The 23,656-nt window shown below is 63.1% G+C and carries 27 protein-coding genes and 2 pseudogenes; 17 read left to right on the top strand and 12 right to left on the bottom strand.

Features of this window, described 5'->3' with window-relative positions:
* Positions 1-4: 4 nt before the first annotated feature.
* From FJ423_RS20500 to FJ423_RS20480, 5 genes are all read right to left on the bottom strand, one after another.
* Entirely contained in the window at positions 5-1,075 is a 1,071-nt protein-coding gene (locus tag FJ423_RS20500; protein WP_140844358.1) for an HWE histidine kinase domain-containing protein, read from the bottom strand.
* Positions 1,075-1,818: a Crp/Fnr family transcriptional regulator gene (locus FJ423_RS20495; RefSeq protein WP_140844586.1), complete on the bottom strand. Its 744-nt coding sequence runs from the start codon at positions 1,816-1,818 to the stop codon at positions 1,075-1,077. Before FJ423_RS20495 ends, FJ423_RS20500 begins: the two co-directional genes overlap by 1 nt.
* 481 nt (positions 1,819-2,299) lie before the next feature.
* On the bottom strand, positions 2,300-2,518 hold the full coding sequence (locus FJ423_RS20490; protein WP_140844354.1) for a hypothetical protein: 219 nt from the start codon (positions 2,516-2,518) through the stop codon (positions 2,300-2,302).
* 226 nt (positions 2,519-2,744) lie between these two features.
* Positions 2,745-2,933, bottom strand: a complete 189-nt coding sequence (locus FJ423_RS20485) for a DUF3606 domain-containing protein (protein ID WP_095768840.1) — start codon at positions 2,931-2,933, stop codon at positions 2,745-2,747.
* 252 nt (positions 2,934-3,185) lie between these two features.
* Positions 3,186-3,494 (bottom strand): DUF982 domain-containing protein, encoded by a 309-nt coding sequence (locus FJ423_RS20480; RefSeq protein ID WP_224632579.1) that lies wholly within the window; start codon positions 3,492-3,494, stop codon positions 3,186-3,188.
* 367 nt (positions 3,495-3,861) lie between these two features.
* Between FJ423_RS20480 and FJ423_RS33615 the strand changes: the two genes are divergently transcribed.
* From FJ423_RS33615 to FJ423_RS20465, 4 genes and pseudogenes are all read left to right on the top strand, one after another.
* On the top strand, positions 3,862-4,023 hold the full coding sequence (locus FJ423_RS33615) for a hypothetical protein (RefSeq protein ID WP_181174855.1): 162 nt from the start codon (positions 3,862-3,864) through the stop codon (positions 4,021-4,023).
* 93 nt (positions 4,024-4,116) lie between these two features.
* Positions 4,117-4,923 (top strand): hypothetical protein, encoded by an 807-nt coding sequence (locus FJ423_RS20475; RefSeq protein ID WP_095768838.1) that lies wholly within the window; start codon positions 4,117-4,119, stop codon positions 4,921-4,923.
* Positions 4,916-5,662, top strand: coding sequence for a metallophosphoesterase (locus FJ423_RS20470; RefSeq protein ID WP_140844352.1), 747 nt, complete (start codon positions 4,916-4,918; stop codon positions 5,660-5,662). Before FJ423_RS20475 ends, FJ423_RS20470 begins: the two co-directional genes overlap by 8 nt.
* Before the next feature lie 137 nt (positions 5,663-5,799).
* A pseudogene (locus FJ423_RS20465) lies at positions 5,800-5,961 on the top strand (LysR family transcriptional regulator); the annotation flags it as partial.
* Positions 5,962-6,180: 219 nt separating this feature from the next.
* Here the strand turns inward: FJ423_RS20465 and FJ423_RS20460 are convergent.
* The 3 genes from FJ423_RS20460 to FJ423_RS20450 are packed head-to-tail and all read right to left on the bottom strand — an operon-like array spanning position 6,181 to position 9,733.
* Positions 6,181-6,996 (bottom strand): alpha/beta hydrolase, encoded by an 816-nt coding sequence (locus FJ423_RS20460; RefSeq protein ID WP_140844349.1) that lies wholly within the window; start codon positions 6,994-6,996, stop codon positions 6,181-6,183.
* A gap of 10 nt (positions 6,997-7,006) precedes the next feature.
* Positions 7,007-8,491, bottom strand: coding sequence for an NAD-dependent succinate-semialdehyde dehydrogenase (locus tag FJ423_RS20455; RefSeq protein ID WP_140844347.1), 1,485 nt, complete (start codon positions 8,489-8,491; stop codon positions 7,007-7,009).
* A gap of 15 nt (positions 8,492-8,506) precedes the next feature.
* Complete coding sequence (locus FJ423_RS20450; protein ID WP_140844345.1) at positions 8,507-9,733, bottom strand: iron-containing alcohol dehydrogenase; 1,227 nt, start codon at positions 9,731-9,733, stop codon at positions 8,507-8,509.
* 135 nt (positions 9,734-9,868) lie between these two features.
* Between FJ423_RS20450 and FJ423_RS20445 the strand changes: the two genes are divergently transcribed.
* Positions 9,869-10,567, top strand: a complete 699-nt coding sequence (locus FJ423_RS20445; protein ID WP_095768831.1) for a GntR family transcriptional regulator — start codon at positions 9,869-9,871, stop codon at positions 10,565-10,567.
* Positions 10,568-10,675: 108 nt separating this feature from the next.
* Positions 10,676-11,269, top strand: coding sequence for a DJ-1/PfpI family protein (locus tag FJ423_RS20440; RefSeq protein WP_095768830.1), 594 nt, complete (start codon positions 10,676-10,678; stop codon positions 11,267-11,269).
* 156 nt (positions 11,270-11,425) lie between these two features.
* On the opposite strand, the gene FJ423_RS20435 is transcribed toward FJ423_RS20440, so the two are convergent.
* Positions 11,426-12,190, bottom strand: coding sequence for an SDR family oxidoreductase (locus FJ423_RS20435; RefSeq protein WP_140844343.1), 765 nt, complete (start codon positions 12,188-12,190; stop codon positions 11,426-11,428).
* 290 nt (positions 12,191-12,480) lie between these two features.
* Between FJ423_RS20435 and FJ423_RS20430 the strand changes: the two genes are divergently transcribed.
* The 8 genes from FJ423_RS20430 to FJ423_RS20395 all read left to right on the top strand — a co-directional run bounded on the left by FJ423_RS20430 (position 12,481) and on the right by FJ423_RS20395 (position 19,277).
* Entirely contained in the window at positions 12,481-12,753 is a 273-nt protein-coding gene (locus tag FJ423_RS20430; protein ID WP_095768828.1) for a hypothetical protein, read from the top strand.
* A 294-nt stretch (positions 12,754-13,047) separates the two neighbouring features.
* Positions 13,048-14,250: an ABC transporter substrate-binding protein gene (locus FJ423_RS20425; RefSeq protein ID WP_095768827.1), complete on the top strand. Its 1,203-nt coding sequence runs from the start codon at positions 13,048-13,050 to the stop codon at positions 14,248-14,250.
* Between the two features lie 78 nt (positions 14,251-14,328).
* On the top strand, positions 14,329-15,195 hold the full coding sequence (locus FJ423_RS20420) for a branched-chain amino acid ABC transporter permease (RefSeq protein ID WP_140844341.1): 867 nt from the start codon (positions 14,329-14,331) through the stop codon (positions 15,193-15,195).
* 7 nt (positions 15,196-15,202) lie between these two features.
* Positions 15,203-16,183 carry a branched-chain amino acid ABC transporter permease gene (locus FJ423_RS20415; RefSeq protein WP_140844339.1) on the top strand — a complete coding sequence of 327 codons (981 nt, stop codon included), beginning with the start codon at positions 15,203-15,205 and terminating at the stop codon, positions 16,181-16,183.
* Positions 16,184-16,186: 3 nt separating this feature from the next.
* Positions 16,187-16,966, top strand: coding sequence for an ABC transporter ATP-binding protein (locus FJ423_RS20410; RefSeq protein ID WP_140844336.1), 780 nt, complete (start codon positions 16,187-16,189; stop codon positions 16,964-16,966).
* Positions 16,963-17,685 (top strand): ABC transporter ATP-binding protein, encoded by a 723-nt coding sequence (locus FJ423_RS20405; protein WP_140844334.1) that lies wholly within the window; start codon positions 16,963-16,965, stop codon positions 17,683-17,685. Before FJ423_RS20410 ends, FJ423_RS20405 begins: the two co-directional genes overlap by 4 nt.
* Before the next feature lie 10 nt (positions 17,686-17,695).
* A complete protein-coding gene (locus FJ423_RS20400) occupies positions 17,696-18,433 on the top strand; it encodes an aspartate/glutamate racemase family protein (protein WP_140844331.1) in 738 nt (245 codons plus the stop codon).
* Positions 18,434-18,569: 136 nt separating this feature from the next.
* On the top strand, positions 18,570-19,277 hold the full coding sequence (locus tag FJ423_RS20395) for a GntR family transcriptional regulator (RefSeq protein ID WP_140844329.1): 708 nt from the start codon (positions 18,570-18,572) through the stop codon (positions 19,275-19,277).
* Between the two features lie 46 nt (positions 19,278-19,323).
* On the opposite strand, the gene FJ423_RS20390 is transcribed toward FJ423_RS20395, so the two are convergent.
* Positions 19,324-20,226 (bottom strand): SDR family oxidoreductase, encoded by a 903-nt coding sequence (locus FJ423_RS20390; protein WP_140844327.1) that lies wholly within the window; start codon positions 20,224-20,226, stop codon positions 19,324-19,326.
* A gap of 99 nt (positions 20,227-20,325) precedes the next feature.
* Here FJ423_RS20390 and FJ423_RS20385 point away from each other — a divergent pair, with 99 nt between their 5' ends.
* Complete coding sequence (locus FJ423_RS20385) at positions 20,326-21,162, top strand: helix-turn-helix transcriptional regulator (RefSeq protein ID WP_140844325.1); 837 nt, start codon at positions 20,326-20,328, stop codon at positions 21,160-21,162.
* 111 nt (positions 21,163-21,273) lie between these two features.
* On the top strand, positions 21,274-21,609 hold the full coding sequence (locus FJ423_RS20380) for a hypothetical protein (RefSeq protein WP_176477114.1): 336 nt from the start codon (positions 21,274-21,276) through the stop codon (positions 21,607-21,609).
* Between the two features lie 13 nt (positions 21,610-21,622).
* Here FJ423_RS20380 and FJ423_RS34240 read toward each other — a convergent pair.
* Positions 21,623-21,724: pseudogene (locus FJ423_RS34240) on the bottom strand (GlxA family transcriptional regulator); the annotation flags it as partial.
* 51 nt (positions 21,725-21,775) lie between these two features.
* Positions 21,776-22,729, bottom strand: coding sequence for a LysR family transcriptional regulator (locus FJ423_RS20370; RefSeq protein WP_140844323.1), 954 nt, complete (start codon positions 22,727-22,729; stop codon positions 21,776-21,778).
* Positions 22,730-22,814: 85 nt separating this feature from the next.
* On the opposite strand from FJ423_RS20370, the gene FJ423_RS20365 reads away from it, so the two are divergent.
* Entirely contained in the window at positions 22,815-23,645 is an 831-nt protein-coding gene (locus FJ423_RS20365; protein WP_140844321.1) for a class I SAM-dependent methyltransferase, read from the top strand.
* Positions 23,646-23,656: the final 11 nt, after the last annotated feature.

The following is a 23,656-nucleotide window of genomic DNA, read 5'->3' as shown; positions in this document are numbered from 1 at the left end:
CGTGCTACTGGCCGCCTATGGCCTCGAGCGGAATGGCAGCCGTGAAATTGAGCCCGCTCGGAGCGAGCCGCAAGTCCACTGTCGCTCCGAGTTCGTAGGGCAAGGTGCCCTCCAGGACCTCCAAGCCGAAGCCGCGCCGCTCGACGGGTTTGAAATCGTGGGATCCGCTCTCCATCCATTTGAAATGGAGCAGGTCCTCTTTCAGCTGCCATTGGATGTCGATGCGGCCTGCGCGTCTAGACAGTGCTCCGTATTTCAGGGCGTTGGTCGCTAACTCGTGAATGGCCAGCCCCATTGTCTCGGCGGCCTTGGGTGCAAGCGTCAAGGCCGGACCTTCGATCGTCAGGTTCTCGCCTTCCCGGCCGCCCGCAGCACGCAATTCTTCCGCCACGATCAATGCCAGACTGATGCCGATCGACGGGCGGCGTGTGATGGCCGCCTGGACCCGGGCGAAGGCGTTGATGCGGCCTTCCAGATGGGCCGCGGCTTCGTCCAGGGATTCGCTCTTCTCCATCGTGCGCCGCACGATCGAGCGGATGATGGCCAGCGTGTTGCGCACGTGATGCTGCAATTCGGCGAAGCGGGCCTGGTGTTGTTCCTCGCATTCCTTCTGACGCGTGATGTCGTGGCCGATGCCCCCGATCCGGGCGACCTTTCCCGCTTCATCGCGCATCGGAAAATCGGCGTTGCGCAGCCAGCGTATCTCATTGTCGGCCGGCCGGCATATACGGTATTCGAAGGTGACGCTTTCGCCGTCGCGAATGCGCTCGATCTGGGCCAGCACATGCTCGCGGTCTTCAGGCAGGACAAGGTCGATCCAGCTGGCGAAGTTGTCGCCGGCCAGGGCCTTTTCACGGCTCATGCCGTAAATGGCGTCGAAAGCCGGGCTCAGATATTCCCACTGCAGCGTCTCGGCGTTGCGGATCCAAAGCACGTCCGAGGCGGCCTCTCCGAAATCCTGCAGGTTCTCCTCGCTTGCGCGCAGCCCGGCTTCGGCACTCGCATGCTCGTGCAGGGCCGCCTGGACCTCGGCCAGGCTGCGTTCAAGCGGCTCTTTGGGCGGACCCTTTGACATCACTCTTCATTGGCATCGAGATGCCTGCCTTCGCGATCGAGATGCAGATAATTGGGATTGAACAGGGCGACGTCCTGCAATGCTTGAAGGTTGGGAATGGTCAGCGTCCTGTCCTTCAGCACGATGAGGTTCGAGGCGCGCAGCTCCTGCAGGGTGCGATTCACATGAACCGTCGACATGCCCAGCGTCTCGCCCAGTTCTGTCTGCGTCAGCGGGAACTCGCAACTGCTGTTGCTCGTGCAGCCGGCGGCCTCCAGCCGGATGAACAGCTCGCATAATAGATGCGCCATGCGCTCCAGTGCATCGCGCTGACCGAGGTTGACCGTCCACTCGCGCTGTATCGCCGCTGCGACGAGCGATTCCCACCACAGTGCCTGGGTGATGCGCGGATGCCCGATCATCATTTCGTCGAAGGCCGTGCGCGAGATTTCCGACACCACGACCGGCGTGATGGCGCCGATAGAGTGGTCCATTTCCTTCAGGACGAAGACATTCAGATCGCACAGGTCCCCAGGCAGGAAAAATGCGATGATCTGCCTCCGGCCGTCTTCGAGGGTCTTGTAGCGGCAGGCCCAGCCCTCGCTGATCAGATTGATGAATTCGGGCTTCTCGCCCTCGTGGATGATATCCTCGCGCGCGGCGAAACGTCGAACCCGTTGCGCCGCTATTCTGAGCAGCATGTCCTTGTCGGCGTGCGAAAGCCGCGTGAACTTCTCGAGCTTCCGGATCAGAGGCCGCCTCATCCTTATCCTTCTTGTCCGTGATACACAGAACGATCGGGCAACGACCTTACCTATGTTAACGTCCATTTGCCGCGGACGACTGCGCGCAGGAAGCGCATATGGACGAGAAAGTCGCCGATGCTCGCGCACCGTCCTGGAGACGCGTATTTTCCTGAGCAGGATACCACAGCCGCGATTTTCGCGCTCGGTTTCACGGCTATTGATCCCGTCGCGGCCAGGCACGAGGCCTTGGAAGCGCCTGGTCAAGATCGCGTCGAAATGGGCATGACCGATCTCGACGGCCGGACCGCCGATTGATCGTGCGTCGTGAGCCAAGCGCTGAGAAGCGGCTGCCGCGGGTGTGCGCCACCGGCTACGACGCGGCCGCGCCCCTCTCGTGTTGCCAATCGCAGCTGGACAAGCCCACTGCCGACCAATCCGGAGCGTCACCCGCTGGACATGGCGCGCCGGCCTTGCGGCCCCTTGAGAGATCCTCGCCGGATTAGACCGACATCAAGTCGAAGCTGACGGCGTGTCCATGCTTGACGGCCGACCGCGCGATCATGTTGCTCAATTGAGGAGACTCTATCGAGCAATCCGGCATGACAGTCAGGATGGCCCGCGTGGCCGCGGCCACCGACACCGGCGAGCGGTGCGAGGAACGCGTTTCCATATAGTGCTCGATGAGTTCGTTCAGCCGGACAGGATGATATTTGATCACGCCGCACCTCCCTAAGCCGCGCTTATTCTCTTGCAGCCAACGAATGCTCCCGGTCTCGCGGTCGCGCATTAACCCATGAGAGGGAGTCGGGAAAATTCTTTGAAGCTTCGACGGTGCAACGACACGTCTGGAGACGTTGGCGCTTCGATCAATCACACTGGCTTTGCGCGCGCATTCCCTTCGCCTGCGGCTTCAGCCAGACGCATCCGCGCCAGGTCATTCCGGGCTAACGGGAACCGAGCGCCTTGGCTTCGCGCTCCAGCGTCGCGCGGTCATTGCCGTGTTTGCGAATAAGCTCCCGGGCTTCGGGCATCGTCAGCTGGAATTTCCGTGCGAAATACGCGACCTCATATTCTTCATCGCCCGATACGCGGTCGCGGTCGCGGAAATCGCGCTTGTTCTTGTCGTCGGCCATCACCGTTCCTCCTGGTTGAAGAACAACGTCCGCCGGTAAACGTTCCGTCGGCCGCTGCACGGAACATGCGGCTCGGTGCGGTTCGGAAGTCCCCCCTCGCACCCGCCGGCGTACCGAGCGCCTGATCGGAGAAACGGCATGGCCATCGCGGGGAGCCGCCTTTTTGCTGGAACGATCCCGCTGGGCTGCTGGCTCAGATCGGGGCGGGCAAAATCTCGGCTCGCCCATGGCGGACCCGGGATGCGTCTGATCTCAGCTCTGGTCGCCAAGCAATATTCTGGCGTCCTCGGCAGCAGCGATGAAAGCCTGGCGTGCGACCCTTGGTGGCTCCTGATTGCGCAACACCGCAAGGCAGGCCTGGATCGCGCGGCGCCGTGTCCTCAAATGAGGCTTGGGCCAATCGTGCAAAAGCACGTCAGCCGCATCCAGCACCGACACGACGACGCGGTCACGGTCGATGCGACCTGGCTGCACCACGACCGGTTTGCGAAAACGTTTGCTGCGATAGCGCATGGCCGCTTTGCCGCTGAAACGGTGATCGGACACGGCATCATCCTTCAATCGGCGTTTGCGACAACAACCTATGTTAAGGCGGCGCGACCGATCGTGGCGCAGACTGCGGCGGCCTTAGTTCCCTCACCGAGGCAGGCCCGGTCTGCGCTCCTGTGTCACCAACGAGGATAAGCAGACCGGGCTTTCAATGGCTCCGCAATGCCTGCGGAAGGCCTTTAGCGATCCCATTCTCCATGGAAAGCGCGCTTCTTCAGTAAACATGGACGCGACCGCTACGTTCCGTCTCGTCGAGCATGGGCGCCGCCGTGAAGCGAGATCGGCTTAACTGTCGCCTCGCAGGGACGGTGGGCGGAACATTTGGCCGCCAACTCGGTTAGCCGGACGACCGACCGCCTCCAACCGGGAAGGAAAAGCCATGCTCGGTATCGATCTGTGGGCCTTCGTCGTGATCGGCGGGCCGATTATTCTCCTGCTTGTGCTCGTTTATGCTCTTTTGACCCGACGGCATCGAGGACCGGCCGAACGCCGCGAGAGCGATCGTGCAACCGAGCGCCTATACCGCAAGCAAGGGGACTGAGGTGAGGCTCACCCACAGTCGCCGGCAACGGAACCAGCCGGTCAGGTTGCTGTTTACATCCCGGATGAAGATTTGAGCTCGGAGCAACGGTCGATGGCCGATGACGAGTTGCCGGGCGTGCTGGCGACGCTGCCTGTGATCGACGCCAAGGCGGAGCCGACGCTGAAGAGCGCGGAGGCGGAAGCTTTCTATACCCACGCGATCCGCGAGCTCGCCGCCACCGACATTCCTTTTCTGGTTGCCGGGACATATGCGGTGAGTGCCTATACCGGCGTCGTGCGCCAGACCAAGGACCTCGATATCTTCTGCAAGGCAGGCGATTGTCCGCGCATCCTCGCCCATTTCAAGGATATCGGCTACGCCGTCGTGATCGAGGACGATCGCTGGCTGGGCAAGGTCTTCGAAGGTCCGCATTTCTTCGACGTGATCTTTGCTTCCGCCAACGGCACCATGCAGGTCGAGGACCAGTGGCTGGAGCATGCCCGGCAGGTCGAGCTGCTGGGCAGCCGGGTCAGGATCATCGGACCTACGGAACTTATCTGGTCGAAATGCTTCATCCAGGACAGGGGACGGCACGACGGCGCCGATATCGCCCATACCATCCTCAAGGCACATGAGCAGATCGACTGGCAAAGGCTGCTGTCTTATCTCGACATCCACTGGGAGGTGCTGCTGATGCAGTTGCTGAATTTCCGCTGGATTTATCCCAGCGAACGCGACCGCATTCCCGACTGGTTGCTTGACGATCTGCTCGACCGGCTCGCCAGGCAGCGGCAATTGCCTTCACCGAGGATGAAGATCTGCCGCGGCCGACTGCTGTCGCAGGTCGACTATGAGATCGATGTCAAGGAATGGGGCTTTGCCGGTGTCGGCGGCGTTGGAGAATTTCACGATGGCTGAACAAAGCAGGGCAAGCAAAACGAACGGAAACGGCAAAATCAAAGTCGCCGCGGTGGGCGATCTGCATGTTCAGGAAGATGCCCAGACCTCCCATCGCGACCTGTTCGGCGAGGTTTCGCGCGAAGCCGACGTCCTGGTGCTTACCGGCGACCTCACCAATCTCGGCAAGCCGAAGGAGGCCGAGCTTTTGGCGGAGGATCTCCGGGCCTGCTCGATTCCCGTGGTCGCGGTGCTCGGCAACCACGACTACGAATCCGGTTGCGCCGAGCAGATTGCGGCGACACTTCGCCAGGCCGGTGTTTACCTCCTCGACGGACAGGCGACGGAACTGATGGAAGTCGGCTTTGTCGGCGTCAAAGGTTTTGTTGGCGGGTTCGGCTCGAGGATGCTCGGGTCCTTCGGTGAGCCGGCAATCAAGGCCATGGTGGCCGAGAGCGTCAGCGAGGCGATGCGGCTGGAAAATGCCATGCGGCAAGTCCGCGCCAAGCGGACGCTTGTTGTGCTTCACTACGCCCCGATCGCGGAAACGGTCGCTGGCGAGCCGCCTGAAATCTTCCCGTTCCTCGGCTCTTCCCGGCTGGCCGAAACGATCGACCGGTTCAAGGTGAGCGCCGTCGTGCATGGTCACGCGCATCGAGGCACCTTCGAAGGTCAAACTCCCGGCGGCGCGAAAGTCTACAATGTCGCCATGCACGTCGCGAAGCCGACGGGCCGGCCCTATGCGCTGCTCGAGATCTGAGCCGGCCAGCGACTTGGTGACCGGTGGCTAGACCTCGTCGAACTGGCTGCCTTCCTTGGAAGGGCCCGCGGTGTGGACAGTCCACAAGGAGCGGATGAAGCGCTCGAAGGCGCACAATGTTTCTCTGTCGCGCCAAGCGCGTGCCGGGAACCGACCTGCACATGTACGGAACGCTCTGGCTTCTCACGCAGGGGGAGTCCCGCAAGACGAAGCGCGTGCGGCTCTTCACCGAGTTCATATCCCGCAGGCTTGCCGCGCACGCGCCGCTTCTCGCCGGGCTGTCCATATCGCGCGACTGACGCGTGGCAGGTCGCCGGGGACGCTTGCGCATCTGACGTTCGGGCGATGGCAACCTTCAAGGCGGAGAACTTTTTGAGCGGCTACGGTCTCTTACGGTTTGACGCTTTTGTCGCCATAGCCGCCCCATGCAGCCGGCGCGCTTGCGGCCTGCGCCGCTTGAGCGGGATTGAGCGCAGCATTCCACTTCGCAGGCCAGCGGCCCGTATCTGGATAGGGCTCTATGTGGCGATGAGCTTGGCCAGATGATCCGATGCCTCGGTTCCACTCACTCCAAGGTCGCGAACGCTGCTCATGTGATTGGCACCGGAGAGGGCGATTTGAGACACTGCCAGCCCTTGTTTTCGCAAAAGCTTCGCAAATGCCTCGGCCTGGCTGTGGAACGGCGGCGTTTCCTCGGCTCCAACCGCAATCTCGACCTCTACGGCGGGATCGAAGCGATGTGTCAGCGGCGACAGGCTGGCGGCCTCCTCGTCCGTTATGGCGATCTCGGCGGCAAGGAAGGAGGTCTGCAGAGGCTTCAGCTCGTACAAGCCGCCAAGCAGCAGCGCGCCTTTGACGCTTGATGATCGGCCGTCATCGTTGAACAGCATCGTCGCCAGATGGGCGCCGGCGGAGTGCCCGCTGACCGTCAGGCGGCCGCAATCGCCGCCATGCTCGGCGATGTGCTCGAGCACCCAACGCTTGGCTCGGCGCACCTGCTCGACGATGGCGGCCATCCTCACCGAGGGCATCAGTGAATAGTCGACGATGATCGCGATCGCGCCCGCCCGCGTCACCGTGTCCGCGACATAGGAATAATCGCGCTTGGAGAACATGCGCCAGTAGCCGCCGTGGATGAACATGTGCACCGGCAGGCGATCGCGTTTTCCCAGGGGAAAGAACAGATCGACGGTTTCGGCGGCGTCCGGTCCGTAGGCGACATCGGCGACGATCGGGATTTTCGCCCGGGTCTCCGCGCTGCGGCGAACGATCTCGGCGACGATATCGTCGAACTCCGTAACGTGGTCGCGGATGCGAAAGGGATCCCTGGTCACGCCTGCACCCTCACATCGTCACGGCGATATACTTGGCTTCCAGGAACTCGCTGATGCCGTGCTTTTGCCCGCCTTCGCGTCCCAGACCGCTCTGCTTGACGCCGCCGAAGGGAGCCGCAGGGTCGGACATCAGGCCCCGGTTCAGCGCTATCATACCCGACTCGATCCTTGATGCCACGCGCATGCCCTTGGCCAGATCGCGCGTGTAGATGTAGGCCGCCAACCCGTATTCGGTGTCGTTGGCGCGCGCGATGACTTCGGCCTCATCGTCGAAGCGCATGATTGGAGCGACGGGACCGAATATTTCCTCGTGCGCCATCTCCGCATCCGGGGCAACGTCGCAAAGAACCGTCGGCGGGTAGAAATAGCCCTTGTCATCCGAGGCTGCGCCTCCGCACAGCACCTTTGCACCGCGACGAACCGCGTCTTTGACGAGCCGGTCGATTTTCTCGATGGCTTTGCGAGTGATCATCGGGCCGCATTCGGTCTCGACGTCCGTGCCGGGGCCTACCTTGAGGGCGGCCATGCGCTTGCGCAGTCCCTCCGCGAACGCTTCATGGATACCCGCCTGGACATAAAGCCGGTTGGCGGCAGTGCATGCTTCGCCGGCGTTGCGCATCTTGGCAATCATCGCTCCGTCGAGCGCGGCCTCCAGGTCGGCGTCGTCGAACACGACAAAGGGAGCGTTGCCGCCAAGCTCCATCGAACAGGAGATGACGTGCCTGGCGGCTTCGGCCAGAAGAACGCGCCCAACGCCGGTGGAGCCGGTGAACGAGAGTTTGCGCACTCGCGGGTCGGCCAGCATGGCAGCAGTCAGCGGTCCCGGATTGGACGTGGTGAGAACGTTCACGACACCGGGCGGGACGCCGGCGTCCTCATACAGCGCGGCAAGCGCATAGGCAGTCAGCGGCGTTTCGCTGGCGGGCTTCAGGATCACGGTACAACCGGCCGCGAGCGCCGGCGCGATCTTGCGAGTGGCCATGGCGGCTGGAAAATTCCATGGCGTGATCAGCACACATATGCCTATCGGCTGGTAGTCGACGACGATGCGGTTTGCGCCGGAAGGCGCAAGGCCGAACTCGCCGCTGATGCGAACCGCTTCCTCGGCGTTCCACCGAAAGAACTCGGCCGCATAAGCGACTTCGCCGCGTGCATCGCGCAGCGCCTTGCCGTTCTCCAGCGAAATCAGCACGGCCAACGTTTCCGCCCGCTCGGTCATCAGTTCGAAGCAACGTCTCAGGATCTCCGACCGTTTGCGTGGGGCAGTTTCGCGCCAGGCAGCCGCCGCCTTGGCCGCGGCGTCGACGGCGGCCGCGGCGTCAGCCAGCGTAGCATCGGGAACAGCTGCGATGACGGATTCCGTCGATGGATCGACCACCTCGATAACGCGCCCGTCCGACGAGGGCCGCCATTGCCCGCCAATATAGAGCCCGTGTGAGAACGTGGCATATTCGGAGACCTCGTCCTCGTCCAAAAGCCCTGGAGAAGCGTTCATCAGGTGTCTCCTGTTTCACATCAGAACGGCGGGCATGTCGCCGTCATAGGCCGCTTGCACCAGCCGTCGCATCGCGGCGGCGTCGAAAGGGCGGGGGTTGTTCTTGATCAGGCGGTCGATGCCAAGCGCCTGCTCGGCGGTCCACTCGATCTTGCCGGCAGGCAAACCCAGTTCGGCCAGCGTCCGTGTGATGCCGATCGCGCCGAAAAGCCGTGAGACCTCTGCGATGGTCGCGGAAGCCCTGTCCTTGAGTTCAATGTCGGCATGGGGAAGACCGAGCGCGGCACCAACCTCGGCAAACTCGCTGGCGGCGGCGGGCAGGTTGTAGTTCATCACGTAGGGAAGCATGGTCGCCACCCCCAACCCATGCGGCGTGTGGGTAAGCGCGCCAACCGGATACTGCACGGCATGGGCGGCAGCCGTTCCGGCAGTGCCGAAGGCGCAGCCGGCCGCCAAGGCGCCCATCATTACATCGGCGCGCGCATCCTCGTCCGCACCGTCCCGGTAGGCCCTTTCCAGGCTGCGGCCAAGAAGCTTGACGGCCAATAGCGCGAAATGGTCGGTGAGCGCGCTCTTGCCCACAAAGACGTGCTGCTGCGGCAGTGTCGGATCGGTTCCGCGCCTCGCCGCCGTAAAGGCTTCGATGGCGTGCGTCAGGGCATCGGCGCCGGCAATTGCCGTGAGCGCGGGCGGGCAGGTCGCGGTCAGCTCCGGGTCGCACAGCGCGACGGCGGCGATGAGGTGGGGACTTGAAATGCCAACCTTCAGCAGGCGCTCCGGATCGGAAATGACGGCTACGGGCGTCACCTCCGAGCCGGTGCCGGCGGTGGTCGGCACGGCAATCAACGGCAGCGTTGGGCCCGGGACCTTGAACTCACCATAATAGTCCTGAAGCCTGCCGCCATGACTGATCAGCAGCGCCGCGCATTTGGCCATGTCGAGGCAGCTTCCACCACCGATCCCAACGACCATGTCGGGTTTGAAATCCTTCGCCTCGGCAACACAGACCGCGACGCTCTCCCGGGGCACGTCCGGCAGCGTGCGGTCATGGACAAGGATTTCAACCGAGGCATTGCTCAGCGCGGCCATCATCTCGCCGAATATGGCCGTTGCCGCGAAGCGCTCGTCCGTGCAGACGAGCGCGCGCTTGCCATGCCTGGATGCGACGTGCGGCAGCACCTGGCGCTGGCCTTTGCCGAACAAGATCTCACGCGGCAATCGCGCCGCGGCGAACAAGGTCATCGAGTGAGCCCTTCCAGTATGGATCGGCGATCCATCGCTTCCATTTAGGCGTATCCGCTATAAAATCGTATAGGATATAGGATTGAATTGGCCGGAGCATCGTGTTAGTGGTCCTTCCTGTCAAGAGGCAAAAAGATGCAGAACCCCGATGTGAAGCTTGATGACGACGCGCGGCCGACAGGCAGAATTCAGCGCGCAAACAGCCTCGCGGGAGACGTCTACGAGGCGATCTTCCAGCAACTCATGTCGCTCAAGATCGCGCCGGGGTCCCGGATTACGGTGGACAATCTCGTCCGGGAGCTGGATGTCTCGCATACGCCGATCCGCGAGGCTCTCGGGCGCCTGGAAGGCGAAGGCCTGGTGATCAAGACCCATCTGATCGGCTATCGCGCCGCACCGCAGATCACACGCCGGCGTTTTGACGAGCTTTACGAATTGCGCCTTTTGCTTGAGCCTGCCGCCGCGGCCAAGGCAGCGGCCGGCCTGGACGCTGCCCGGCTGGCGGCCCTGCAAGAGGCGGCGGGGGTCATGACCCGCCGCGAGGGCAGGGACGAGCGCCTTCGCTATTCCAACTTCGCCCGCCAGGATGCGATCTTCCATGACAAGATCATGGAGTTCGCGCAGAACGAGATCATCCGCGAGACGCTGAACCACCAGCACACGCATTTTCACATTTTCCGGCTGATGTACCACTCGCGCGTAACCGAGGAGGCTCTCGACGAGCACGAAGCCATTCTCTCGGCTTTCGCAGCCGGCGATGCAAACGCGGCGCGAAGGGCCATGCGGGTGCACATCGAGAACTCGCGCGACAGGCTCCTGCCTGCGTTCGAATAGGCGGCCGGACGTTCCAAGCGGGTGAAACATGCCCTTTGCTGACATCCACAATCCGATGCCCAAAACCCAAGGCGCGCCTTGCACTGCCACGCAACCGAGAGGAAGACCATGCCAGCCAAAAAGATACTGATGCTGACCGGAGAGTTCACCGAGGAATACGAAATCTTCGTCTATCAGCAGGCCATGGAAGCCGTAGGCCACACCATCCATGTCGTGTGCCCCGACAAGAACGCCGGAGACCGGATCAAGACCTCGCTGCACGATTTTGAGGGCGACCAGACCTATACCGAGAAGCCCGGACACTACGCGCTGATCAACAAGACGTTTTCGGAGGCGGAAAGGCAGATCGACCAGTATGATGCGGTCTACTGCGCCGGCGGCCGCGGACCGGAATACATCCGCACCGACAAGCGCGTCCAGGCCATGGTCCGCCACTTCCACGAGACCGGGAAGCCGATCTTCACGATCTGCCACGGCGTGCAGATTCTGATAGCGGTGGATGGTGTCGTGCGCGGCAAGAAGGTCGGTGCGCTGGCGGCCTGCGAGCCGGAAGTCACCCTTGCGGGCGGCACCTATATCGACCTCTCGCCCACCGACGCCTATGTAGACGGCACGATGGTTTCGGCCAAAGGGTGGACCGCACTTGCTGCCTTCATTCGTGAGTGTCTGAAGGTGCTCGGCACGGAAATCCACCATAACTAGCCACTGCCGGCCGCTGCGCTTGAGAAGGCGGGCGACCTGGCACAAATGCAACGGCGGATCCCGGTTTCGGGTCGGATCGCGACGCGTTTCCCGCGGCCTTTGCCAAGGCCGCGACGTCCTTCGATTTAAGTACGAAGCACGCCGTGCTCCGCTTTGCTACCAGCACACAAAGCCGCCATCCACGATAAGATCGATGCCGGTGACGAAAGACGCGGCTCGACTGGCCAGAAACACCGCCGGGCCTATCATCTCCTCGGGTGCCGCGAGGCGACCCATGGGCGTATCGCGCTCGAAGTTCTTCACTTGCTCGGCCACTTCCGGCCTCCGGTTCATCGGGGTCAGCGTGTATCCGGGGCTGAGCACGTTGAGCCGCAGTCCGCGGTCCGACCACTCCATCGCCAGGCTCTTGGTCATGTGAATGACCGCTGCCTTGGACGAGTTGTAGTGCGTCTGGAGGAGACCACGGTTGACGATCGAGCCGGACATGGAGGCCACGTTGATGATCGATCCCTTGCGGCGCGGCAGCATCACGCGAGCCTCGGCCTGGCAGGACAAGAACACACCGCCGACATTGATGCCGTAGAGTTCTTCCCACGTGGCCAGCGGCAATGTCTCGGCTGCGTGCGCGCCGCCTATACCTGCATTGTTGACGGCAACCGTAAGCGCGCCGAGCTCCTTTTCGATACGCTCGACCGCGGTGGCGAGATCGGTTTCCGACGTCACCGAGCCGGTTATCGCAAGCGCCTTGCGGCCCAGCGCGGTGATCCTTTGGGCCGTCGCCTCGAGCCCTCCCTTCGAGGCGTGACCGAAGCACGCGACGTCGGCACCGGCCTCAGCAAGACCGACCGCTATGGCCTGACCGATGCCACTACCGGCGCCGGTGACCAGCGCGACGTCGCCATCCAGTTTGAACAAGTCCATTGGGGTAGCTCCTTCCTAATTCCTTGATCGCAATCGGGCGAACATACAGGAGTCTTGGTCTCGGCTGCGGTTTTTGTCGCACCCCATCCTTGCTGGTCGCTCAAATGCTGCTGCTGAACGTGGCGGCGATCGATCGACACCTCGAGCGCGAACTGCTCCCCTATCCATGATGCGCATCGCACAAATTTCTGTGTCGAGGAACTCACCGGCCGCGAGTGCGAAACGGGAACTTTTGTTCCACTGGCGATTTTGGCTATGCTGCAGATCCGAATTGCCAGAAGGTCGCTGCCATGACGAAATATTTTGCAATCGCCGCGCTCGTGCTTGCCGCAGCAGCCATGATGGCGGGCCCGGCCGCCGCTGGCGAACAGCATCGCTACCGCGTCGTCAAACAGGAGCGTTATGTTCCAGCCAGCGACGACATCATCGAGACGCTGTTCGGCGGTCCGCGCTATTACGATCAGCAGATGACCACCACGGCGGCGGGCGCCTGCGCGTATCACCGCGTCGGACCGGACGCGAATGCGGTGAACTACATCAACGATAACTATTGCGGGAAGTAGGATTCCCTGGGGGCGGCGTTCCTCGGAGCGTTTTCGACAAGCCTCGACCCTCTTTGCGTTATGGTCTCTGCGAACTTATCGGAGTTCGCCGGGGTGGCTGTGGTTGGCCGGACGTGGCCTCTTTTGAATACCGATCCTCTCGCGGGTCTGCGGGTCATCGCACACAGTCGATCCAGACATTGTATACAATAATGAAGAAAGATGTTGACAATCGACCTCGGCCGGTTTCCCTTACGCTATACGCGCAGCCTACGAGCAAAACACAAAGCGCGATAACCAAGGGGAACTGAAACTATGATCAACCGTCGCTCGACTCTGAAATCAATGGCGCTCGGCGCCGTCTCGACCCTGGCGCTTGCCGCTCTCGGCATTTCGTCCGCGCAGGCTGAAAACAAGGAACTGAAGATCGGCTTCGTCGGCGTTACCAGCGGCCCCGCTGCCGCCTGGGGCACGTCGAACGTGCGCTCGATGCAGACCCGCGCCGCCTGGATCAACGAGACAGGTGGCGTCAAGATCGGCAACGACACCTACAAGATCAATATCGTGACCTTCGACGACCAGAAGGATCCCAAGCGCGCCATCGCCGGCATGGAGAAGATGGCGCAGGAAGGCATCCACTATGTCGTCGGGCCGAATGTCGATGACGGCGCCGCCGCGGTGCGCCCCGTCGCCGAGGCCAACGGCATCATTTATTTTCCCTACGCTTTCCCCAAGGCGCTCTACCAGAAGCCGGCCTCCAATGCGGTGCTCGGGATGATCGCCAACTATCAGTCAGGCCCTGCGATCTACAAATATCTCAAGGAAAACAAAGGCGTGAAGAAGATCGCCTTTGTCGCGGCCAATGAATCCGACCCGCTCAGCCAGCGCGACAGCGGCGTCGAGGCGGCGAAGGCACTTGGACTGGAAGTCGTCGCCCAGAACGACACCTACCAGAACGACACCCGCGACTTCACGCCAGTGCTGACGCCGATCGTCGCCTTGAAGCCCGACCTGCTCGTCCTGTCCGGCGTGGCCCCGGCCAACGCGCCGCTGCTCATCCGCGCCGCCCGCGAGCTCGGCTATGAAGGCCTGATCTCGACGGAAACCGCGCAGGACGCCAAGGTCCTGGAAGAGGGCGCCGGCGAATACGCCAACGGCTTCATCTCCGTCGGCGGCGCCTCCACGCCGGAGATCGCCTCGGACGCGATGAAGGAATTCGTCGCCCGCTACACCAAGATGTTCGGCGAATACAACGACGAGTCAAACACCAAGGTCTATGCGCTCGAATACATCATCGAGACCTTGAAGGCCAATCCGGCGGCCATCAACAACGTCGAGGAATTCAAGAAGACCATGGACACTTTCTCGGCGCCCAATCCCTTCCTGAAGGGCGACGCGAAGCTCAGCTATGTCGGCATGACCTCCTTCGGCCAGAAGCGCCAGCTTTCGGTGCCGATGGTGGTCAACGAATATAAGGACGGCGCTTTCCAGACCTTGTTCGTCGGCTCCGTCGACTAGCGCTACCTTCGGGCGTCATTTCCTCAAGCTTGCTGCGGGGTCCGATAGGCGGGACCCCGCGGAAGATCGAAGGTATCCATGGAACAGGTCATCGCCAACGGATTGTATCTCGGTGCCCAATACGCGCTGATCGCGCTGGGCTTGACCCTGATCTTCGCCCTGATGAACGTGCTCAATTTCGCCCACGGGCAGATGTATGTGCTGGGCGGGTTCATCACCTACACCGTCTACGGCCAGCTCGGCCTGCCTTTCGTGGTGGCGCTGCTCGCCTCCGGCGTCACGCTCGCCGTCATCGGCGCGCTGATGGAGAAATTCCTCTTCCGCACCGTCATCAGGCGCAGCCATCGCGAGGAAAGCACGATGCTGCTCGCCGCCGCGACGGCCTTTTTCTTCGACGCCGTCATCCTGCTTCTGTTCGGCGAAAAGCAGCGCGGCGTTCCCAAGATCGTCAAGGGCGTCTTCAACGATGCCGGCATCATCATGCCTTACGATCGCATCGTCGTCGGCGCGCTGGCGATTGTCTTCATCGCCGCCTTCGTGCTCTATATGCAGTACAGCCGGGTCGGGCGCGCCATGCGCGCGCTTGCCCAGGACCGCGTCGCGGCCCAGCTGATGGGCGTCCGCGTCGATCGCTATTCGATGATCGGTTTCGCCATGGGCGCCATGCTCGCGGGCGTCGTCGGCGGGCTGCTGGTCACCATCACCGGCGTCAATTCCGGCATCGGCGGGCCGATCTCCATCAAGGCCTTCCTGATGGTGATGATCGGCGGCGCCGGCGTCGTCGGCGGGGCCATCGCCGGCGGCTTCATTCTCGGCATGATGGAGTCGGTCGGCCTCACCGTGCTGCGCGAATATGGCGACATCACCTATCTCGTCATCTTCGCCGCCCTGATGGTGTTCCTGTCGATCCGCCCCAACGGGCTGATGGGCAAGCCGTGGGGTTGATGGCGCCATGACCCGCAACCGCAATATCAAAATCGCATCGGTCGCGGCCTTCCTGGCGATCGTCTTCATCGCCGTGCCGGCCGCGATCTCGGCAAGCGGCCGCTTCGATCTCTATTACACGCTGACCTCGGTGGCGTTGCTCAGCATCGCCAGCGCCGGTGTTTGGCTCACCTTCTACATCGGCCGCATCAACATCGGCCAGGGCGCCTACGCGCTGATGGGCGGCTATGTCTCGGCCATACTGGTGATGAACTATGGCTGGTCGTTCTGGTTGACCTTGCCGGTGGCCGGACTTTTTTGCGCCGCTGCGAGCGTGCTGATCGGCCTGCCGATCCTGCGGCTGCGTGGCGTCTATTTCGCCATGGTCACGCTGGTGCTGACCGAGGTGGCGCGGCTGCTCGCGCTGGCGCTGCCGATCACCAACGGCGCCAAGGGCATCGTCAGCATCCCGCTGCCCGGCGCGCTGTCGGTCTTCGGCCTGACCATCATTCCGGATTTCGCCGCGCTGCAGAATTCGCGGCTTGCCTTCTATCTTCTGGCGGTCACGCTGATGGTGGTCTGCTTCGGGGTGATGTACCGGCTGGTCAATTCGCGCATCGGCAAGCTTTGCCAGTCGCTGCAGCAGAATGAGGAACTGGCCTCCTCGATCGGCGTCAATATCGCTTATCTGCGCATCATCGCCTACGCCGTGTCGTCCTTCTTCGGCGGCGTGGCCGGCGCCATCTTTGCCGCCATCTCGCAATCGATCTATCCGTCGAGCTTCACCGTCACCGATTCCGTCAACTTCATGCTGAACTGTTTCCTCGGCGGCCTCGGCTATGTGTTCGGTCCGATGCTCGGCACGCTCGTGCTCTATTTCGGCTGGGACCTCCTGTTCCAGACCGGCCGATTCCAATTGCTCATCTATTCCGGCCTGATGATCGTCCTGATGCTGGTGCTGCCCAATGGTCTGCTCAGCCTCGCCGAAACGACCCGGAAGAAGGGTTGAGCGATGGCCGAAATGCTCGAAGTCTCAGGCATAACCAGGCGCTTCGGCGGTCTCGTCGCGGTCAACAACATCTCCTTCTCGGTGCGCGAGAAAGAGATCCTGTCGGTCATCGGTCCGAACGGCGCCGGCAAGTCGACTTTGTTCAAGCTGATCTCGTCGTTCCTCAGGCCGACATCGGGCGAGGTGCGCCTGAAGGGCGAACGCATCTCAGGTATGGCGCCGCATATCGCCGCCCGCAAGGGAGTCGTGCGCACCTTCCAGGAAACCACGATCTTCAAGAACATGAGCGTGCGCGACAACGTCGTCATCGCCCATCACCTGCGCTCGAAGGCGAGCCTTCTCGGCTTCTTTCTCGGCACCGGCGCGGCGAAGGCCGACGAGGTGGCCTTCGGCGCCTCCGCCGACGAAATCCTGGCGCTGCTCGGCCTCTCCTCGCTCGCCAATGAGACCGCCCGCAACCTGCCGCACGGCCATTTGCGCGCGCTGGGTGTCGCCATCGGCCTTGCGACCAATCCTTCGATCCTGCTGCTCGACGAACCCTTCGCCGGCATGAACCATGACGAGACGATGCGCATGGTGGAGATGGTGCGACGCCTGCGCGATCTTGGCCTCACCATCTTGCTTGTCGAGCACGACATGCCGGCCGTGATGAAGATTTCCGACCGCGTCGTCGTGCTCAATTTCGGGCAAAAGATCGCCGAGGGAACGCCGTCGGAGATCCAAGCCAATGAGAAGGTGATCGAGGCCTATCTGGGCAGCGAAGACGAGGCTATCGGCCTATGAACCAGATCCTGAACTTCGCGAATGTCGAGCTCTACTACGACCATGTCTACGCGCTGAAAGGCGTGTCGCTCGAGGTCAATGAAGGCGAGACCGTCGCGCTGATCGGCGCCAACGGCGCTGGCAAGTCGTCGATCCTTCGCGCCATCACCGGCTTGCGCAAGATCAGGTCCGGCGAGATCCATTACGGCGGCAAGCGCATCGACGGCGCCGCCCCCGACGAGATCGTCAAGATGGGCATTGCCATGGTGCCGGAAGGGCGCCGCGTCTTCCCCTTCATGTCGGTCAGGGACAACCTCCTGATGGGCGCCTTCACCCGCACCAGCAGATCCGAGATCGCCGCGTCGATGGAGATGGTGTTGGGGCGCTTTCCGCGGCTGAAGGAGCGCTTCTCGCAGGCCGCCGGCACGATGAGCGGCGGCGAACAGCAGATGCTGGTCATCGGCCGCGCGCTGATGGCGAAGCCGAAGCTCCTCCTGCTTGACGAGCCGTCGCTCGGCGTCGCGCCAAAACTCGTCCAGGACATCGCCCGCTCGATCGTCGCCATCAACCACGATGAGAAGGTCAGCGTTCTGCTGGTCGAGCAGAATTCGCGCATGGCGCTGCGTATCTCGCAACGCGCTTATGCGCTGACCACCGGCAGTGTCGCGCTGAGCGGCAACTCCACCGAATTGCTGACCGACGACCGGGTCAAGCGTCTTTATCTCGGTGGTGAGATCTGAGGCTGATTCAATGCGCATTCTCGTCATCAACCCCAACACGACCGCCTCGATGACCGCCAAGATCTGCGAGGCGGCGCAAAGCGTCGCCTCCGCGGGAACCGAAGTCATGGCGGTCAATCCGGCCGATGGTCCGCCAAGCATCGAAGGCTACTTCGACGAGGTCTTCGCCGTGCCGGGCATCATTGCCGAGATGAGCAAGGCGCCGGCGGCCGATGCCTATGTGATTGCCTGTTTCGACGACACCGGGCTCGACGCCGCGCGCTGTGCCAGCGGAGCCCCAGTCATCGGCATCGGCGAGGCCGCGTTCCACATGGCGAGCCTGATCGCTGGCAAGTTCAGCGTCGTCACCACGCTTGCCCGCTCGGTGCCCGCAATCGAGCACAATCTGGCGAAATACGGTCTCGCCTCGCGCTGCGCCAAGGTGCGCTCGTCGGAAGTCGCCGTGCTCGAGCTCGAGCGTCCGGGCTCGAATGCAAGGCACAAGATATCGCAGGAGATCGCCCGCGCCATAAGCGAGGATCGCGCCGAAGCCATCGTGCTTGGCTGCGCCGGCATGGCCGACCTTGCCAACAGCCTGTCGGAGGAACATGGGGTCCCCGTGCTCGATGGCGTCGTCTGCGCGGTCACGCTGGCCGAGAGCCTGTGCAAGGTGGGCTTGAGGACATCGAAGATCGGCGGCTATGCCGCGCCGCGCGGCAAGCGGTTCGCCGGCATGTTCGCACCGCTGTCGCCCACGGAGGTTGTCTAGGCGGCTTCATGCTGCCGGACGACCCGCCGGCGCCCGGGCAGGTGGGATTGACCGCCGCGCGAGCGGTACTAGATTGGACGGGCTGCCGGCGATTTGGGGGGCAGATCGGGCCATTTCGGGCCCGCGCATTGAAAGTATGTTGACGGTACTCAAGGAAGAAGATCGCGACGACAGGCCGGCGGCGCGCTGGTCGCCGATCTATTATGGGCTGAGGGACGCCATCGTCAGCCATCGTCTCGCGCCGGGTACCAAATTGCCGGAAGACGAGTTGGCCTCGATCTATTCGGTGAGCCGCACGGTAGTTCGGTCCGCGCTGCAGGCCCTTGCCCATGACCGGCTGGCACGGCTGGAGCCAAATCGCGGCGCCTTCGTCGCGCAGCCATCGAAGATCGAGGCGCGGGAAGTGTTCGAGGCGAGGGCGCTGATCGAACCCAAGGTGGCCGCGCTCGCCGCCAGGGCGGCGGTGCCGTCCGATATCGCGCAATTGCGGTCACACCTGGAGAAGGAGCACGACGCGCTGCATGCCGGCCGCGACAGCGACGCCATCATGCTGTCGGCGCGCTTCCACGTCGGCATCGCCGAGATCGCCGCGCATTCGGTATTCACCAATTTCGTGCGCGACCTCGTCTCGCACTCCTCGCTGGTCATCGCGCTCTATTGGAAGCGCCGCGACGCCACCTGCGAGAAGCACGCCCATCACGCGCTGGTCGACGCGATCGAGGTCGGCGACAGTGCCGACGCCGCGGCCTTGATGAACAGCCATCTGGTCGACCTGCTGTCCGGACTCGACCTTACCGACAAGGTGGAGAAGTCCGACAGCCTGGCGGATCTGCTTCGAGCTTAGAGCGAACGGCGGTTCAGCCGGGTCGCTGACCCGCCGGAGGACCAGCCTAGGCTGCGACCGCCTGCGCGTAATCCATTCGCTCGAGATCGGCGATGAGGCCGGGTCCGGTCGGCTGCCAGCCGAGATGCGCGCGCGTCCATTCGCTCGACGCTGGCATGTCGAGGCCGGCGAACATGGCGAGCCATCCGAAATGGTCGGCAGCCTCTTCCTGCGAGAGCGAGACCACCGGCACGTTGAGACCGGCACCGATCACTTCCGCGATCTCGCGCACCGGGATGCCTTCCTCAGCGACGGCGTTGTAGCGCACGCCGGCTTCCTGCTTGTCCAGCGCCAGACGGTAGAGCTTCGCGACATCCAGCACATGCGCCGCCGACCACCGGTTGCGGCCTTCGCCAAGATAGGCCGACACGCCCTTGGCGCGCGTCTGCGCGATCAGCGGTGTGATCAGGCCCTGTTTCACCGTGTCATGCACCTGCGGCAGTCGCACCACCGATACCTTGACGCCCTTCTCGGCCATCGCCGCGCCGGTGAGCTCCGACAGGATGCGCGGATTGGGATGGTCGGTGTTGAACACGTCTTCTCTCGCCGGCTGTCCGTGCTCGGCGGAACCCATGCCCACACCGGACGTGATGATAAGCAACCGGTCCGAGCCGGCGAGCGCGCCGCCCAGCGCTTCGATGACGCGTTTGTCCTTTTCGCAATTCGCCGCGAAATTCGAGAAATTGTGGTCGAAGGCGGTGTGGATCACCGCATCCGATTTCGCCGCGCCATCGCGCAGGCTGTCGAGGTCTTCGAGGTCGCCGCGATGCGGCTCGGCGCCTGCGGCGACAAGCGACCGCGCGCCGGCATCGGAGCGGGTCAGGCCAAGCACCTTATGGCCGGCGGCAAGAAGTTCGGGCACGATTCTGGAACCGATGAAGCCGGTCGCGCCGGTAAGGAATACACGCATGGAAAGGTCTCCTGTGGTTGTTCGGAGGCCTTATTTGCGCTGTAACTCATTCTGTTAAAGTAGTGACTTCATCATGGTATAATAGTCAATAGGTTCGCAATGCCCGTCGAGACGACCAACAGGCTTGGCACCTTTCTTCGCGATCGCCGCATGCGCCTCGATCCCGCCGCCTTCGGCTTCGCCACGGGGCGCCGGCGCACACAAGGTTTGCGCCGCGAGGAGGTGGCGCAGCGCGCCAATATCAGCCCGACTTGGTACACCTGGCTGGAGCAGGGGAGGGGCGGCGCGCCGTCTGCCGACGTGCTGAACCGCATCGCGACCGGGCTGATGCTGACCGAGCCCGAACGCGAGCATTTGTTCATGCTTGGTCTCGGGCGGCCTCCGGAAGTTCGCTACAAAAGCGTGGACAGCGTGACGCCGCGACTCCAGCGTGTCCTCGACGCTTTGGACCCGAGCCCGGCGATCATCAAGACCGCGACCTGGGACGTGGTTGCCTGGAACCGTGCGGCGGCCGCGATGCTGACGGACTATTCCAAGCTGCCGCGCGAGCAGCGCAACATCCTGCGCCTGATGTTCGGCAATTCGCGCGTGCGTGACGCGCAGGACGACTGGCAGAGCGTCGCGCGTTTCGTGGTCGGATCCTTCAGAGCCGACGCCGTCCGCGCCGGCGCCGGCGCGGAGGTCACGGAACTGGTCGAGGAGCTTTCCAGGATCAGCCCCGAGTTCGCGGCACTGTGGCGCGACAATGACGTCGTTGCGGCGCATGGCGAGGGCGTGAAGCGTCTGCGGCATCCCGAGATCGGACTGATCGAGCTGGAGTTCTCGGTCTTCGCGGTCGACGGCCGCCCGGAACTCGGCATGATCGTCTACAATCCCGTCACGCAGTCGGATGCGGAACGTATTCGATCACTGATCGCATCTCGCGCCGCAGAATGATGGCCGCCATGCGCGGTGTTTCGCCAAGGTGCGGCGAAGCGGAAAACAGGTCACAAAGGCGACCCGGTTAGGATAATATCCACCGCCCGACTCCTTCGTGGAAGATGTCCTATGACCTTGAATGAGCTTAGTTGGTCGCCCTCTGAAAAGAAAGTTGCCCGCGCCGCATATGACAAGGCCCTTGAGAGGGCACTGGCCAGCATCATGACCGAATTCAAAAGACGGGCGAACGCCGCGACCACACCCTCCGAGATGTGGGAGGTCGAGGACTATCTGAAGGAGCAACGTCGCGATTTGGATCGGACGTTCGACTATCGCTATTCGCAACTGACCGTCGTTTTCGCAACTCTCATCCGGCAAGGATATCTGGACGAGGACTTACTCTCGGGTCTGTCGCAAGAAAAACGCGAGGAGATCCGCAGAATGCTTGCGTGGCACAAGGGATAAGGGTTTAGAAGCGTTACCTTCGCGCCCCCGCACGCCGGATCGCTTGCGGTGGTTGGCCGAAGCTCCTCATGAAGGCGCGGCGCATGCGGCCGGCATCGCCGAAGCCGCTCTGTTCGGTCGAGCGGATTATTGCCTGGCTCAGCTGTCTTCACGGGCATTCGAAGCGTCAGCTTAACCGTTGCCGGCCTGATCGCTTCGGGGCGGCGTCAGCGCCGCCCGGCTGCCTGATGTGGTCGATGAAAGCGCGCAGCTTGGGCAGCACTTGGTGCCTTTCCGGATAATAGAGAAAAACGCCCGGCGTGGTTACCGCGAAGCGGCCGAGCAGTGCCTGCAGTCGCCCGTCGGCGATCGGCGCTTCGGCGATCGGGCCCGGCACCTGCGCCAGCCCGACACCCTGGATCGCCGCGCCGAGCAGCGACGGATAGTCGTGCGCGATGAGCGGTCCCGACACGATTGCCTCGACGGCCTTGTTGCCGTCCACAAAGGACCAGGGCGCGACCGAACCATTCGAGCGGCGCAGGCGCAGGCAGGCATGGTCGCGCAGATCCTCGATGCGCTCGGGCGCCGCGCGCTGGCGCAAGTAGTCCGGACTGCCGACGACCGCCATCGGAAAGGAGGGCGTCAGGCGGACCGCGACCATGTCGGGCGCGATCAAGTCGCCCATCCGGATGCCGGCGTCGAATCCCTCGGCGGCGAGATCGGCGAGCTCGCCGCTGGCGACGATCTCCAGCTCGATCTCGGGATAGGTCTGGCAGAAGGAGGCGACCATCGGCTCCAGCAGCATCGGCACCACGGCCGGCGGTACCGAGAGGCGCAAGAGCCCCGCCGGCCGCTGGCCCATCCCGCGCGCGATCTCGCTCGCCGCGATCAGTTCCTCGAAGGCGGGCCGTGCGCGGGCGAAGAAGCGCTCGCCGGCTTCGGTAAGGCCGACGCTGCGAGTCGTGCGGATGAACAGCGCGGTGCCGATGCGCGCCTCGAGCGTTCGTATCGCCTGGCTGATCGCTGACGGCGTGACGGCGAGCTCGGCCGCCGCCTTGCGGAAATTGCGATGCCTTGCGACGCTCAGGAATGCTTCGACGCCGTCGAGCGCGCCGTGCCTGACTGTGAAGTTCTGCTTCATGACCCATCGACATTATCGTGGATAGTGGTTCGCGGAAAGCGGCCGTATTTCTTCCATGACTTTGGAAGCCTGAAGGGAAGTGGCAATGACCGATGAACTCGATCGCGTGCGCGATCACTATCGCGCGACCGGCTTGACCGATCGATTGAAGAATGCACTGGCGGTGTTTGGGCCTGAGCAACAGCGGCTGAAGCCCGAACAGCTGGCGACCCTCGACCAGTTCCATACCCGCGGGCTGGCCGCGACGGCGGAGCTCGCCGATCTTGCCGCCATCAAGGCCGATATCTCCGTGCTCGACGTCGGATCGGGCGTCGGCGGGCCGGCGCGTTTTCTTGCCGAGACCTATGGCTGCGCGGTGACCGGCGTCGATCTCAGCGAACCCTTCGTCGAGGCCGCGCGCTATCTGACCACGCGCACCGGCCAAGACGACAAAGTGTCGTTCGAAGCCGGCAGCGCGCTGGCGCTGCCTTTCGAAGACAGCCGTTTCGATGCCGCGCTCTTGCAGCATGTGGCGATGAACATCGCCGACCGGCCGCTGCTCTACCGCGAGATCAGGCGCGTGCTGAAGCCGGGCGGAAAATTCGCGACCTTCGACGTCGTGCTGAATGGCGGCGATCCGCTCTATCCGGTGCCCTGGGCGAAGACGCCGGGCGAAAGCTTCCTGCTGACGGCCGAGGCGACCTGCGAGGCGATCGAAGCCGCCGGCTTCGGCACGCTCGTCCGCCGTGACGACACGGCTGCCGCCAAGGCCTGGTTCGCCGAGCTCCGTGCCTCCGGCCCGCCGCCGTCGCTCAATCTCGGGGTCGTCATGGGCCAGGGTTTCGCCGACTTCGCCACCAATCTCGGGCGCAATCTCATGGAGGGACGGCTGGGCATTCTGACGGCAGTGTTCGAGGCCGTTCCGGCCAAGGCTTGATCGGGGCGAAG

Source organism: Mesorhizobium sp. B2-8-9, from assembly GCF_006439475.1.
Classification (GTDB): Bacteria; Pseudomonadota; Alphaproteobacteria; order Rhizobiales; family Rhizobiaceae; genus Mesorhizobium.
The sequence above is the reverse complement of the archived record's forward strand: the minus strand, read 5'-3'. Positions and strand labels throughout refer to the sequence as shown.